The sequence below is a fragment of the Streptomyces sp. NBC_00209 genome (genome assembly GCF_045206345.1).
In the GTDB taxonomy this organism is placed as follows: Bacteria; Actinomycetota; Actinomycetes; order Streptomycetales; family Streptomycetaceae; genus Streptomyces.
On record NZ_CP108121.1, the window covers coordinates 4,039,137 to 4,051,548 of the forward strand.

The following is a 12,412-nucleotide window of genomic DNA, read 5'->3' on the forward strand; positions in this document are numbered from 1 at the left end:
GTCCGGAGACGGGGCGTCGGCGCGGCTTCAGGGCCGGAACGCGGCGGCGTGCTCGGCGGCCCAGGTGGCGAAGGGGCGGGCCGGGCGGCCGGTCAGCTTCTCGACCCCGTCGGCCACCTCTGCGGGGATGCCGTCGGTGGCCGCCCAGTAGGCGAGCAGCCCGTCGGCGACCTCGGTGGGCATGAACGACGCCATGGACTCCTTCCAGGCGGCCGGGGTCACCTCGTTGACGGCGGCCGGGGTGCCGGAGGCGTCGGCCAGGACGCGGACCTGCTCGGCGGCGCTGAGGGATTCGGGTCCGGTGAGGTGGTGGGCGGCGCCCTGGAGGGCGGGGTCGGTGAGCGCGGCGAGGGCGGCCTCGGCGATGTCCGTCTCGTGGATCGGGCTGCCCTCGCTGCGGGGGAAGGGCAGGTCGACGGGGCGCCCGGAGCGGAAGGCGCCCGACCACCCGTAGGCGTTGGTGGCGAAGGCGCCGGGGCGCAGCAGGGTCGCGGTGAGCGGCGAGGCCAGCAGCGCCTGCTCCACCGCGTGGTGCGAGGCGGCGATCGGGTTGGCCTCCGGGTCGGGGACCAGGACCGAACTGGAGGACAGCAGCACGATGTGGCGTACTCCGGCGGCCCGGGCGGCGGTGAGGAAGGCGTCGATGTGCGCGGGTTCCGCGTACAGGAAGACGGAGTCGACGCCCTCCAGGGCGGCGGGGAACGTGCCGGGGTCGCCGAGGTCGCAGGTCACGGCGGGGACGCCGGGCGGCGGGGTCAGCTCGGCGGCGTTGCGCGAGGCGGCGCGGACGGGGTGGCCGCCCTGGTGGAGCAGGGCGGTGAGCGCGGCGCCGACGCGGCCGCGGCATCCGGTGACGAGTGTGAGCATGGGTCTCCTCGGGTGAATGCGCCACGCATAGATTGCGCGATGCAGCTAAATATCCAGGAGGCGGCAGCACCCGTCAAACGCGTAAATCCGCCTCCTGCGTACTCCGGCGTCAGTCGTCCGCGCGCAGGTCCAGCCGCCAGTCGTGGGTGAGGAGCGGGTGGCCGGGCGGGTACTCGATCTCGCACTCGCCGAGCAGCGTGAAGCCGGCCTTGCGGCAGACGCCGTTCGACGGGCCGTTCTCCACGGACGGGTAGGCGTGCAGATAGCGGTGCTTGTGCTCGGCGCGCGCCGCGTCGGCCACCGCGCGGGTCGCGGCCGACGCGATGCCCCGGCCCTGGAACTCCGGCAGGACCGTCCAGCCCGTCTCGTACACCTCCTGGTCCCGCCAGGGCCGCTCCCAGAAGCCGATGGTGCCCGCGGCCTCCGCCTCACCGGCCAGGGCGACGCGGAACATCCGGCCCCGTCCCGTCCGGTCGGCGCTGAGCGCGACGTAACGGGCATGGCGCGCCATGAGCTGCTCCTCCGTCTCGGGCCCGCCCAGATGGGCCATCAGCTCCGGTGCGTTGGCGCGGCGGAGGAGGTCCAGGTCGTCGTCCGACCAGGGCTCGATCCGTACGGATGAGACGGTGGTGCGCTGCACATCGGCCATGACCGCACTGTAGGACGCGGCACTGACAACGGGGGTCTCAGCGGGGACCCAGAGCCGTGGGCGGGACGCCGAGCGTCGCCGTGAAGTCCCGGACCAGGTGCGCCTGGTCGCTGTAGCCGAGGTCGGCGGCGAGGCCCGCCCAGTCCACGTCCGGGTCCGCCCCGGCGCGTTCCAGCGCCTCGTGGATGCGGTAGCGCAGGATGACCCACTTGGGGCCGACCCCCACGTACGCGGCGAACAGCCGTTGCAGCGAGCGCGCCGACACGCCCTCGGCGCGGGCGAGTCCGTCCACGCGCAGGATCGTGCGGTCGGTGCGCACCAGGTCCACCAGGGCCATCGCGAGATCGGCGCGCGGGTCGGGCCCGGGGGCGAGCGCCAGCAGGTACGCGTCGAGCGCGGCGACCCGGTCGTCCTCGGCCGCCGGGTCCAGCACGGCGGCGGGCGGGGCGGGCGGTGCGAACACGTCGGCCGCCGGGAGGCGCCGGCCCGTCCACCGCGAGACGGGCGCCCCGGGCGCGAACGGCCGGAAGCCGCCCGGCCGGAACTGCACCCCGCAGACCCGCCCGCGCCCCTCCAGCTTCTGCGTGAACAGCTCCAGGCCGATGCCCGAGACCTCGGCGTATCCCGCCTCCTCGTCGCCGCAGCCCGCGTACCGCTCGAAGACGAGGTTGACGCTCGGGTGCGGGACGAGGTGCGAGGCGTACGGCTGGGTGAGGTCCCAGTCCATGAGCCAGTAGTGCTCCAGATACGGCCGCAGCCCGGGCGCGGGCTCGCGGCGCCGGAACTGTACGTGCGCGAACAGTTCGGGCGCGTCGACGATGCCCCGGGTGTCGCGCCGGGGGCCTTCCTGACCGGCCACGACGGGTGATCCTAGGTGCGCTCCCGGCCCTCGGCCAGTCGCGCGGCCTGCTGGGTGTACGGGGAGGGCGGCGCGGGATGCCTGCGCCGCCACCAGGTGCTCGCCACCGTGTGGAGGCCGCTGGCGAGGAGCAGCGCGGGGATGGACAGGGTCAGGAGTGTGTCGCCCATGGCAGCCTCCTTCGGGAGGGCGGTGCCTCCTGCATCGGCAGGGCGGACGGGGCGACTGAAGATCATTCTTCGGCCATTGAATGGCCGGATATGGCTGGCCCTACATGTGTCCTTCGAGCACGTGACCGCAGGTCGGGGTGTTGACGCGGACCACCTCGGGCGACCGTCCGGTTTCCGCCATGACGGCGATCCGACACCGGCCACCCCTGTGCAGGGCAGGGCCACGCTCGCTAAACCGATGCCATGAGATCCATATCCAGGCGCCGGTACCTCCCGGCCGCCACAGCGCTGACCATGGCGCTCACCGGATGGGCCGGCGTACCGGCTGCGGCTGCCGGCCCCGCCGCCACCCCGACGGCGAGCGGTTCCACCGGCACGTCGTACGACATCACCCTGGTCACCGGCGACGTCGTCCACTACACCGACCTGCCCGGCGACCACGACGTCGTGACGGTCGATCCCGTGGACGGCGCCAAGGGCGGTGTGCACGTGCAGACCCAGAGCGGGCACACCTTCGTGGTGCCGGAGCAGGCCATGCCCCTGCTGGCCGCCGACAAGCTGGACCCGCGCCTGTTCGACGTCACCGGTCTGGTGGCGATGGGGTACGACGACGCCCGCTACGGCTCCGTGCCGCTGATCGCGACGGGCTCCGGGCGCGGCCGTTCGGCCAGGCCCCCGGCCACGCCCGAGGGCGCGACCCGGGTGCGCACGCTCGACTCGATCGACGCGAGCGCGCTGCGCGCCGACAAGCGTCACGCCCGGGCCTTCTGGAAGGACGTCGCCCCGGGCGCGGCCCCGGACGCCCTGGCCGGAGGCATCGGCAAGCTCTGGCTCGACGGCCGGGTGACGGCCTCGCTCGCCGACGACACCACGCAGATCAAGGCGAACGCCGCCTGGCAGAAGGGCTACGACGGCAAGGGCGTCAGGATCGCCGTCCTCGACACCGGCGCCGACCTCGACCACCCGGATCTCGTGGGCCAGGTCGAGGCGTCCCAGAGCTTCGTAGACGGTCAGGCCGTGGACGACGGCAACGGCCACGGCACCCACGTGGCGTCCACCATCGCGGGCACCGGTGCCGCGTCCGACGGCACGGAGAAGGGCGCCGCCCCCGGCGCCCGGCTGCTCGTCGGCAAGGTGCTCGGCGACTCGGGGTCCGGCGCGGACTCCGCGTCGATCGCCGGCATGGAATGGGCGAAGGCCCAGGGTGCGGACATCGTCTCGATGAGCCTGGGCTCCTCCATACCGTCCGACGGCGACGACCCCATGTCGCGGGCCGTGGACGCCCTCTCGGCCGACGGCGGCCCGCTCTACGTGATCGCCGCCGGCAACGCCTACGACCCGGGCAGCATCGGTGCCCCGGGCGCCGCGGCCGCCGCGCTGACCGTGGGGGCCGTCGACGGGCGCGACCAGCGGGCCGAGTTCTCCAGCCAGGGGCCACTGGACGGCAGCCACCGCCTGAAGCCGGACGTCTCGGCGCCGGGCGTGGACGTCACCGCCGCCGCCTCGCAGTCCGTACCGGGCTGGACGGGGGGCCTGTACCGCACGATGAGCGGTACGTCGATGGCCACCCCGCTCGTCTCGGGCGCGGCGGCGATCCTCAAGCAGCGCCACCCCGACTGGAGCGGCGAGCGCATCAAGAACGCGCTGATGACGACCTCCGAGCGGACCGCGCAGAGCCCGTACGAGGTGGGCACCGGCCGCATCGACGCGGCCGCCGCCGTGGACTCCGTGATCGAGGCGATCGGCTCGGTCGAGGCCGCCGCCTACACATGGCCGAACGCCGACGCGAAGCCGACCGCCCGCACGATCACCTACCGCAACGACGGTGACCGGGACGTCACGCTCGACCTCGCCACCGGTACCGACGACGACGCCTACACGCTGTCGGCTTCCCGGGTCTCGCTCCCCGCCGGCTCCACCGCCGACGTCACGCTGACCCTCGACCCGTCGAAGGTCCCGGCGGGCACCACCTTCTCCGGCCAGGTCGCGGCCACCGACGCCGCCACCGGCGCCGTGGTCGCCCACACCGGGTTCGCTCTGTTCAAGGAGCGGGAGATGTACGACCTCACCATCAAGGTGAAGGACCGCGACGGCAAGCCCGCCACGGACTCGGTCGTCCTCTACGACCCGGCCTCCACCTCGCCCGCGTACCTCGATGTCACCGGCGAGCGGACCCTGCGCCTGCCGCCGGGCCGCTACACCTCCTCGTCGTACATGGACATTCCCGGTGACAGCCCCGACTCGCTCGGCAAGGCGTTCCTGATCGCGCCCGAGGTCTCGCTCGGCCCGGACCACCCGGGCGCGACCGTCACCCTCGACGCGAGCGAGGCGCGCAAGGCGTACGCGCTGCCGGAGCGGAAGAGCGAGACGATCGCCGCGGTCTTCGGCCTCGCGCGCGACTACGCCGGGGCTGCGGACCACGACTGGTCCAGCTCCATGCAACTGCCGATCGCGTACGACTCCGTGTACCTGACGCCCACCGCCAAGCCCGCCGACGGTTCCCTGGACGGGTTCCTGCACTGGCGGATGCGGCAGAAGGCCCTCGACGCGCGCACGGGCAGCGGCCGGGACGTCGCCCTGCTCGCCCAGCCGGAGACCGTGTTCCACGACGGAACCCGTACCCTGCGCACGGTCTACGCGGGTCAGGGCGCGGCAGCCGACTACGCGGAGCTCGACGCGCGCGGCAAGGCGGTCGTCATCGACCGGAGCGACGCGGTGTCGGCAGGCGTGCGCGCGAAGGCGGCAGCCGACGCGGGCGCCGCGATGCTGCTGGTCGTCAACGACGCACCCGGCAGGCTCTACCAGTCCTACACCGGCGGCGGCGACGTCACGGTCGCCTCGGTGGAGCACACGGCGGGAGCCCGGCTGATCGCCGAGGCCCGGACCGGCCGCGGGAAGCTGGCAATCACGCAGCGGCAGTTCCCGGACTACACGTACGACCTGGTGCAGAAGTTCCAGGACCGCATCTCGGAGAAGGCGCTGGCCTACCGCCCCCGCGAACACGACCTCGCCCGGGTGGACAACAGCTTCTACGCGCCGGAAGGGACGGCCGGCTTCGGCGGGCGCTACTTCGTCCCGGCGTGGGGCCCCGCCCTGGGCGGCGACTTCTACGAGCGCTACGGACGCACCGTCACCGAGTACGTCACCCCGGGGACCGGGGCCCTGGGCACCTGGTGGGAGCAGCACGAGGGCCTGGGCGCGGCGGCCGGCTACCGCGAGAGCGGCTACGCCGCGTCCTACTCCGCCGGGCGGTCTTACGGCGGGGCCTGGTTCAAGCCCGTCCAGGCCCCCCGCCTCGGCAGTGACTACGTCGTCTACCACACCCGCTCCACCCTGAACTGGAACATCCCGGTCCTCTCGGGCGGCAGCGACGGCCACAGCGGCTTCGGCGGCACGGCCCGCTCCACCCTCACGCGCGGCGGCACCCAGGTGGCGGCGTTCAACTCCCGGGCGGGCCGCGCGTCGAACCTGGCGGCGGGCCCCTACGAGCTGACCCTGACCGGTGAACGCTCCTCCGGGTCCGCCTGGTCCACTTCGACCCGTACGGCGACCACCTGGGGCTTCGACTACGCGCCGCTGTCCGCCGACGGGCCGGGCCGCGCGGACCTGCCGCTGCTGAACCTCGGCTATGACGTGGACACGGACCTCCAGGGCACGGTCCGGGCGGGCAAGCGCCTCACGATCGGCTTGAGCGCGGCCACCTTCCCCGGTGACGTGCCGGCGCGGACGGCCACGCTCCAGGTGTCGTACGACGACGGGGCGACCTGGCAGGACGCGAAGCCGAAGCGGACCGGCGACGGCCGCTGGACGGCGGCCTTCCCCACGCCGCGCCACGCCACCGCGGTCTCGCTGCGCGCCACCGCCACGGCACCCGGCGGACTCTCGGTCCGGCAGGACGTCATCAGGGCGGTCACGCTGCGCTGACCGGGCGGAGCACACGGAGGCGGGGGCGGCCCGGCACACCGGGCCGCCCCCGCCTCCGTCACACCCAGCCCCGGTCCCTCGCGTACCAGCCGAGCTGCAGGCGCGTCGTGGCGTCGGCCCTGGCCATGAGCGCCTGGAGCCTGCGCTGCACGGTACGGACCGACAGCCGTACCTGCCCGGCCACCGCCGTGTCCGTGAGACCGGCGAGCAGGAGCCGCAGGATGTGGGCGTCGACCGTGTCGATGCCGGCGTGCGGCTGCTCCTGGTAGGGGCGCGAACGCTGCCACACCTGCTCGAACAGCTCCCGTGCCACATGCGCCAGACCGCCGCGGAGCAGCACCGCCGGGTCCACATCCGCCTCGCGCCCGTGGAGCGGCAGCATGGCCACCGCTCCGTCGCACAGGATCAGCTTGTAAGGGACCTCGGTGACCGTACGCACCTCGACCCCGTCGGCCAGGGACTGCGCGACCTCGTCGGACGCGCCCGGTTCGCTCAGGAACCCCTGATCGACCACGGCCCGCACCCGCACGTGCCGGGAGATGGCCGTCACCTCCGCGCTGTCCGCCGGGGTGACCGCCTGGGGAGTGCCCGCCGAGAAGATGTCGATGGTGCTGCGCGCCGACAGCTGGAGCTGGAGGTAACGGGTGCGGATCGCCTCGGTGCCCTCGACGATCTCCACGAGATCGCGCTGCGCCCGGTCGGCGGTCGTCGTCCGGTAGGTCTCCGCCAGCCGTGCCACGGTCAGCTCGGCGCGCTGGAGGCGTTCACGCCGGGCGGCGAGTTCGACCCCGAGAGCGACGGCCGGCGGGGCGGCCGCGTAGCGCTGCCCGTCGGAGACCCGCAGGACCAGCCCCCGTTCCACCAGGGCGTGCAGGGCGTCGCCCGTTCGCTCCTCGCCCAGCCCGGCCGCGGGGGCCAGTTCCCGGCGGGCGGACGAGGGCAGCGCGATCAGCGCCTGGTAGACGGCGGCCTCATCGGCGGTGAGCCCGAGATCCTCCAGGCCCATGGCCGCCCCCACTTCCGCGCTGTATACATGTGTCGAACCGACGCGGCAGAAGTGTCGCAGGCCGTCTTCCCGGCCGTCCCGTCACGGCCACACCAGGCAATACGCCTGATGCCCCGCGTCGTGCAGCCGGTGCGAGAAGTCCTGCCACTCGTGGAGCAGCTGGTAGACGTTGAACGCGTCGCGCGGGCCGCCGCGGTCCGGGACCGTGGACCAGATGAAGGCGGCGGCGCCCACCGACTCCTCGCCGACGCCGCGCAGCGGGTCGACCACGGTCATGGGGAGCTTGACCACCGCGTAGTCGGGGTGCAGGACGACCAGTTCGAGCGGGGGGACCTTGTGCAGAGGTATGCCCTGTATGCCGGTGAGGACCATCGCGGCCACCGTCTCCGGCTTGATCTTGGTGAACATGCCGCCCATGCCGAGCTCGTCGCCGCCGAGCTCCTCGGGGCGCATGGAGATGGGCACGCGTGCCGCGGTGGCTCCGTCGGGAGCACCGAAATATTTGTAGGTCACCCCCACCCGGCCACCACTCCCGCTCCCGGCTCCGCCGCCTGTCCGCGCCTCACCGGCCTGTATGCCCTGCGTGTGCTCAGCCTCGCGCCGCCGGTGCCGGCCACGCCGGGCAGGCTCGGGCCCCGGGCTGTCGGTCCCTTCGCCCACTCCGCCACCGCGATGCATATCTCATCCACCCGACTACTCACTAGGAGGCACAGCCCCCGCCGTGCAACCCGATCATCGTGTCAGTGACCTCCCCCACGGGCGTGCGGTGAAACACCTGTCCGCAAAGACCGTCCGTGGCTCTGACACCATGGCATGTGTGAGCTTTCCCTATGACGCCCCAGTTTCGCAGACGCTTTTCGACCGCGCGTCCCTCGTGACGCCCGGCGGCGTGAACTCTCCTGTCCGTGCCTTCCGGGCCGTGGGCGGTACGCCCCGGTTCATGGTGTCCGGTACCGGTCCGTACCTGACCGACGCCGACGGACGGGAGTACGTCGACCTCGTGTGCTCGTGGGGGCCGATGATCCTCGGCCACTCCCACCCCGAGGTGATCGCCGCAGTCCAGGAGGCCGTCGCCCGCGGCACCTCGTTCGGTACGCCCGGCGAGGGCGAGGTCGCGCTCGCCGAGGAGATCGTCGCGCGGGTCGAGCCGGTCGAGCAGGTGCGGCTGGTGTCGTCGGGGACCGAGGCGACGATGTCCGCGATCCGCCTCGCCCGCGGGTTCACCGGCCGGGCCAAGGTCGTGAAGTTCGCCGGCTGCTACCACGGCCATGTGGACGCCCTGCTCGCCGCGGCCGGGTCCGGCGTCGCGACCTTCGGGCTGCCGGACACCCCCGGGGTCACCGGCGCTCAGGCGGGCGACACGATCGTGCTGCCGTACAACGACCTGGACGCCGTGCGCGCCGCGTTCGCCGCGCGGCCCGGCGAGATCGCGTGCGTGATCACCGAGGCGTCGCCCGGCAACATGGGCGTCGTCCCGCCGCTGGACGGGTTCAACGCGGGGCTCAAGGAGCTCTGCGCCGCCAACGGGGCGCTGTACATCTCCGACGAGGTGATGACCGGATTCCGTACGTCGAAGGCCGGCTGGTACGGCGTCGACGGGGTCCGCCCGGACCTGATGACCTTCGGCAAGGTCATGGGCGGCGGCTTCCCGGCCGCGGCGTTCGGCGGGCGCGCCGACGTGATGGCGCACCTGGCCCCGGCCGGCCCGGTCTACCAGGCGGGCACGCTGTCCGGGAACCCGGTCGCCACCGCCGCCGGCCTCGCGCAGCTGCGGCTGCTGGACGACGCCGCGTACGCGAAGGTGGACGCGGTCTCCGCCGAGATCCGGGGTCTGGTGAGCGCCGCCCTGGACAAGGAGGGCGTTGCGCACACCGTTCAGGCCGCGAGCAACATGTTCTCCGTCTTCTTCACGGACGGGCCCGTCCGTGACTACGAGGACGCCAAGCGGCAGGAAGCCTTCCGCTTCACCCCGTTCTTCCACTCGATGCTGGCGCAGGGCGTCTACCTCCCGCCGTCCGCGTTCGAGTCCTGGTTCGTGTCCACCGCCCACGACCCGCAGGCCGTCGAGCGCATCGCCGCCGCCCTGCCGGCCGCCGCCCGCGCCGCCTCGGAGGCCACCGCATGAGCGAGAAGAATCCCGACGACATCACCGTGGTCCACCTGATGCGCCACGGCGAGGTGCACAACCCGGAGGGCGTGCTGTACGGGCGCCGGCCGGGGTACCACCTCTCCGAGCTGGGCCGGGAGATGGCCGACCGGGTCGCCGAGCACCTGGAGAAGCGCGACATCACGTACGCCGTCGCGTCCCCGCTGGAGCGCGCCCAGGAGACCGCGACCCCGATCGCCAAGGCGCACGGCCTGGACCTCGCCACGGACGAACGGCTCATCGAGGCCGCCAACGTCTTCGAGGGCAAGACCTTCGGCGTCGGCGACGGCGCGCTGCGCAAGCCGGACAACTGGAAGCACCTGACGAACCCGTTCCGCCCGTCCTGGGGCGAGCCGTACATCGAGCAGGTCGTCCGCATGATGGGCGCGCTCGACGCGGCGCGGGACGCGGCCCGGGGGCACGAGGCGGTCTGCGTCAGCCACCAGCTGCCGATCTGGATCGTCCGCAGCTTCGTGGAGCGGCGGCGGCTCTGGCACGACCCGCGCAAGCGGCAGTGCACCCTCGCCTCGCTGACCAGCTTCACGTACCGGGGCGACAAGATCGTCTCCGTCGGCTACGCGGAGCCGGCCCGCGATCTGGTCCCCGCGCACCTGCGGGCCGGCGCGAAGCCGGTGAAGGGTGCCTCGAAGGGATTCGGCGCGTAGCGCCCCCCGGAGGTCGGAGCTAGTACCTCTGTTCGGTCAACGTCCGGGGCTGGTTTCGTAAAGAATTTTGTGCTATCCGGGGGAACCTCCGTGTGGCTCCTCCCATCTAAGCGATTGCCAGTTTGTATGGACTTCAGGCAAAACGACCGCAGATGGGAAGCCGCATGCGTGAGATCAGCCGAAGGGGATTGCTCGGAGCCGGTCTCGGTGCCGCGGCCGCCGCCGGAATGGCGGGGTGCGGCACCACCGGCTCCTCCGGCCCCGGCGCCGGAGACGGAAGCCCGAGCCCCGACAAGGGCGCCGCCGGGCAGAAGGCGGCCGGTGGAACCTCGAAGGGCACCGGGAACAAGAAGGACGTCCGCGCCATCGGTGACGGTTCCACCGCCTACACCGGAAAGCAGCCGAAGCAGCCGCAGGCCCCCGTGCCGCTGGAACCCGGGCAGAAGCCGCCGCAGTTCGTGATCTTTTCCTGGGACGGGGCCGGCGAGGTCGGCAACGGGCTCTTCCCGCGCTTTCTCGAACTCGCCCGGGAACACGACGCGTCGATGACCTTCTTCCTCTCCGGCCTCTATCTCCTGCCGGAATCGAAGAAAACGCTCTACCGCCCGCCGAACAACCCGGTCGGCGCCTCCGACATCGGCTATCTCACCGATGCCCACCTCAAGGAGACGCTGAAGAACGTCCGGCAGGCGTGGTTCGACGGCCACGAGATCGGCACCCACTTCAACGGGCATTTCTGCGCCGGCTCCGGATCGGTCGGCAACTGGACCCCCGCCCAGTGGCAGAGCGAAATCGACCAGGCGATCTCCTTCGTCACCCAATGGCGCACCAACACCGGCTGGAACGACGAGGAATCGCTCCCCTTCGATTACCGCAAGGAACTCGTCGGCGGCCGCACCCCCTGTCTCCTCGGCCAGGACAACCTGCTGCCCACCGCCAAGAAGCTCGGCTGGCGCTACGACGCCAGCTCGCCCGGCGGCACCCAGGTCTGGCCCGTCAAACGCCAGGGCGTCTGGGACCTGCCCCTCCAGGGCATCCCCTTCCCCGGGCACACCTTCGAAGTCCTCTCCATGGACTACAACATCCTCGCCAACCAGTCGCAGAACTCGACCAAGGGAATGCCCTCCCGCTATCCCGGCTGGCGCGAACAGGCCACGCAGTCCTACCTCAGCGGATTCAAGCGCGCCTACGAGACGAACCGCGCGCCCTTCTACGTCGGAAACCACTTCGAGGAGTGGAACGGCGGCATCTATATGGACGCCGTCGAGGAAGCGTTCAAGCACATCGCCGGGAAACCGGATGTGCGCCTCGTCTCGTTCCGGCAGTTCGTGGACTGGCTCGACGTCCAGGACCCGGCGGTCCTCGACAAGCTGCGTACACTCCAGGTCGGCGAAGCACCCGCGGGCGGCTGGAACACCTTCTTTAAACGAGCCTGACAACGGGCTTTACGGGCACCGAGGGGGGTGCCCAAGATCCCCGGAACGGCCATGCGAAACTTTTCACATGAGCCATGGCCGCGCACCCCGACGCCGCTTCACGCTGCTCGCCGCCCCCCTGGCGGCCGCCGCCCTCGCCGTCACGCTGACCGCGTGCGACTCCGGCACCAAGACCAGCGGCGGCGGCGACACCAACTTCGTCACGGGCAGCGGCGGCATCGCCACCGCGCCCGAGGGCGAGCGCGCCGACGCACCGGAACTCGACGGCGAGACCGTGGACGGCAAGCAGCTCGATCTCGCCGACTACAAGGGCAAGATCATCGTCCTCAACGCCTGGGGCTCCTGGTGCGCCCCCTGCCGGCTCGAAGCGAAGTACTTCAAGCAGGTCGCCGAGGACACGAAGGACAAGGGTGTGCAGTTCGTGGGCATCAACACCCGCGACAACTCCAAGAGCAACGCCGCGCAGTTCGAAGAGAGCCACGGGACCCCCTACCCCAGCTTCTACGACCGGACCGGGAAGCTCCTGCTGCGCTTCCCCAAGGGCACCTTCCGGCTCCAGTCCATCCCGTCGACCGTCGTCATCGACCGGAACGGCAAGCTCGCCGCCCGCTTCGTGGGTCCGATGGACGACACCGATCTGCACAAGATGCTCGACCCGCTGATCGCGGAGAAGTGATCAGGTGAGCACCC

At 72.1% G+C, this 12,412-nt stretch carries 11 protein-coding genes; 5 read left to right on the forward strand and 6 right to left on the reverse strand.

What is annotated here, in order from left to right; translation table 11 throughout:
- Positions 1–27: 27 nt before the first annotated feature.
- From OG867_RS18330 to OG867_RS18345, 4 genes are all read right to left on the reverse strand, one after another.
- Positions 28–867, reverse strand: a complete 840-nt coding sequence (locus OG867_RS18330; protein WP_328900777.1) for an NAD(P)H-binding protein — start codon at positions 865–867, stop codon at positions 28–30.
- A 109-nt stretch (positions 868–976) separates the two neighbouring features.
- Positions 977–1,516, reverse strand: a complete 540-nt coding sequence (locus OG867_RS18335; protein ID WP_406286676.1) for a GNAT family N-acetyltransferase — start codon at positions 1,514–1,516, stop codon at positions 977–979.
- 37 nt (positions 1,517–1,553) lie between these two features.
- Positions 1,554–2,375, reverse strand: a complete 822-nt coding sequence (locus OG867_RS18340) for a DUF6597 domain-containing transcriptional factor (protein WP_406286678.1) — start codon at positions 2,373–2,375, stop codon at positions 1,554–1,556.
- An 11-nt stretch (positions 2,376–2,386) separates the two neighbouring features.
- Positions 2,387–2,545: a hypothetical protein gene (locus tag OG867_RS18345; RefSeq protein WP_328900774.1), complete on the reverse strand. Its 159-nt coding sequence runs from the start codon at positions 2,543–2,545 to the stop codon at positions 2,387–2,389.
- Positions 2,546–2,788: 243 nt separating this feature from the next.
- On the opposite strand from OG867_RS18345, the gene OG867_RS18350 reads away from it, so the two are divergent.
- The gene (locus tag OG867_RS18350) at positions 2,789–6,469 is read left to right on the forward strand and encodes a S8 family peptidase (RefSeq protein WP_406286681.1); all 3,681 of its coding nucleotides are present in this window, start codon (positions 2,789–2,791) and stop codon (positions 6,467–6,469) included.
- 58 nt (positions 6,470–6,527) lie between these two features.
- Here OG867_RS18350 and OG867_RS18355 read toward each other — a convergent pair whose 3' ends face one another.
- Together OG867_RS18355 and OG867_RS18360 are read right to left on the reverse strand one after the other, a co-directional pair.
- Complete coding sequence (locus OG867_RS18355; RefSeq protein ID WP_406286683.1) at positions 6,528–7,475, reverse strand: helix-turn-helix domain-containing protein; 948 nt, start codon at positions 7,473–7,475, stop codon at positions 6,528–6,530.
- Positions 7,476–7,556: 81 nt separating this feature from the next.
- Complete coding sequence (locus tag OG867_RS18360) at positions 7,557–8,153, reverse strand: hypothetical protein (RefSeq protein ID WP_328900771.1); 597 nt, start codon at positions 8,151–8,153, stop codon at positions 7,557–7,559.
- Positions 8,154–8,283: 130 nt separating this feature from the next.
- Between OG867_RS18360 and hemL the strand changes: the two genes are divergently transcribed.
- The 4 genes from hemL (at position 8,284) to OG867_RS18380 (ending at position 12,398) form a co-directional block, all read left to right on the forward strand.
- Complete coding sequence (gene hemL / locus OG867_RS18365) at positions 8,284–9,600, forward strand: glutamate-1-semialdehyde 2,1-aminomutase (protein WP_406286686.1); 1,317 nt, start codon at positions 8,284–8,286, stop codon at positions 9,598–9,600.
- Complete coding sequence (locus OG867_RS18370) at positions 9,597–10,286, forward strand: histidine phosphatase family protein (RefSeq protein WP_328900769.1); 690 nt, start codon at positions 9,597–9,599, stop codon at positions 10,284–10,286. The genes hemL and OG867_RS18370 overlap by 4 nt, the downstream gene beginning before the upstream one ends.
- Positions 10,287–10,450: 164 nt before the next feature.
- A complete protein-coding gene (locus OG867_RS18375; RefSeq protein WP_406286688.1) occupies positions 10,451–11,722 on the forward strand; it encodes a hypothetical protein in 1,272 nt (423 codons plus the stop codon).
- Positions 11,723–11,789: 67 nt separating this feature from the next.
- The gene (locus OG867_RS18380; protein ID WP_406286690.1) at positions 11,790–12,398 is read left to right on the forward strand and encodes a TlpA family protein disulfide reductase; all 609 of its coding nucleotides are present in this window, start codon (positions 11,790–11,792) and stop codon (positions 12,396–12,398) included.
- Positions 12,399–12,412 lie beyond the last annotated feature (14 nt).

Coding starts and splice junctions, on each gene's coding strand:
- OG867_RS18345 (WP_328900774.1), bottom strand. CDS start 2,545: ATGGGCGACACACTCCTGACCCTGTCCATCCCCGCGCTGCTCCTCGCC.
- OG867_RS18355 (WP_406286683.1), bottom strand. CDS start 7,475: ATGGGCCTGGAGGATCTCGGGCTCACCGCCGATGAGGCCGCCGTCTAC.
- OG867_RS18370 (WP_328900769.1), top strand. CDS start 9,597: ATGAGCGAGAAGAATCCCGACGACATCACCGTGGTCCACCTGATGCGC.
- OG867_RS18375 (WP_406286688.1), top strand. CDS start 10,451: ATGCGTGAGATCAGCCGAAGGGGATTGCTCGGAGCCGGTCTCGGTGCC.
- OG867_RS18350 (WP_406286681.1), top strand. CDS start 2,789: ATGAGATCCATATCCAGGCGCCGGTACCTCCCGGCCGCCACAGCGCTG.
- OG867_RS18330 (WP_328900777.1), bottom strand. CDS start 867: ATGCTCACACTCGTCACCGGATGCCGCGGCCGCGTCGGCGCCGCGCTC.
- hemL (WP_406286686.1), top strand. CDS start 8,284: ATGGCATGTGTGAGCTTTCCCTATGACGCCCCAGTTTCGCAGACGCTT.
- OG867_RS18380 (WP_406286690.1), top strand. CDS start 11,790: ATGAGCCATGGCCGCGCACCCCGACGCCGCTTCACGCTGCTCGCCGCC.
- OG867_RS18360 (WP_328900771.1), bottom strand. CDS start 8,153: ATGCATCGCGGTGGCGGAGTGGGCGAAGGGACCGACAGCCCGGGGCCC.
- OG867_RS18335 (WP_406286676.1), bottom strand. CDS start 1,516: ATGGCCGATGTGCAGCGCACCACCGTCTCATCCGTACGGATCGAGCCC.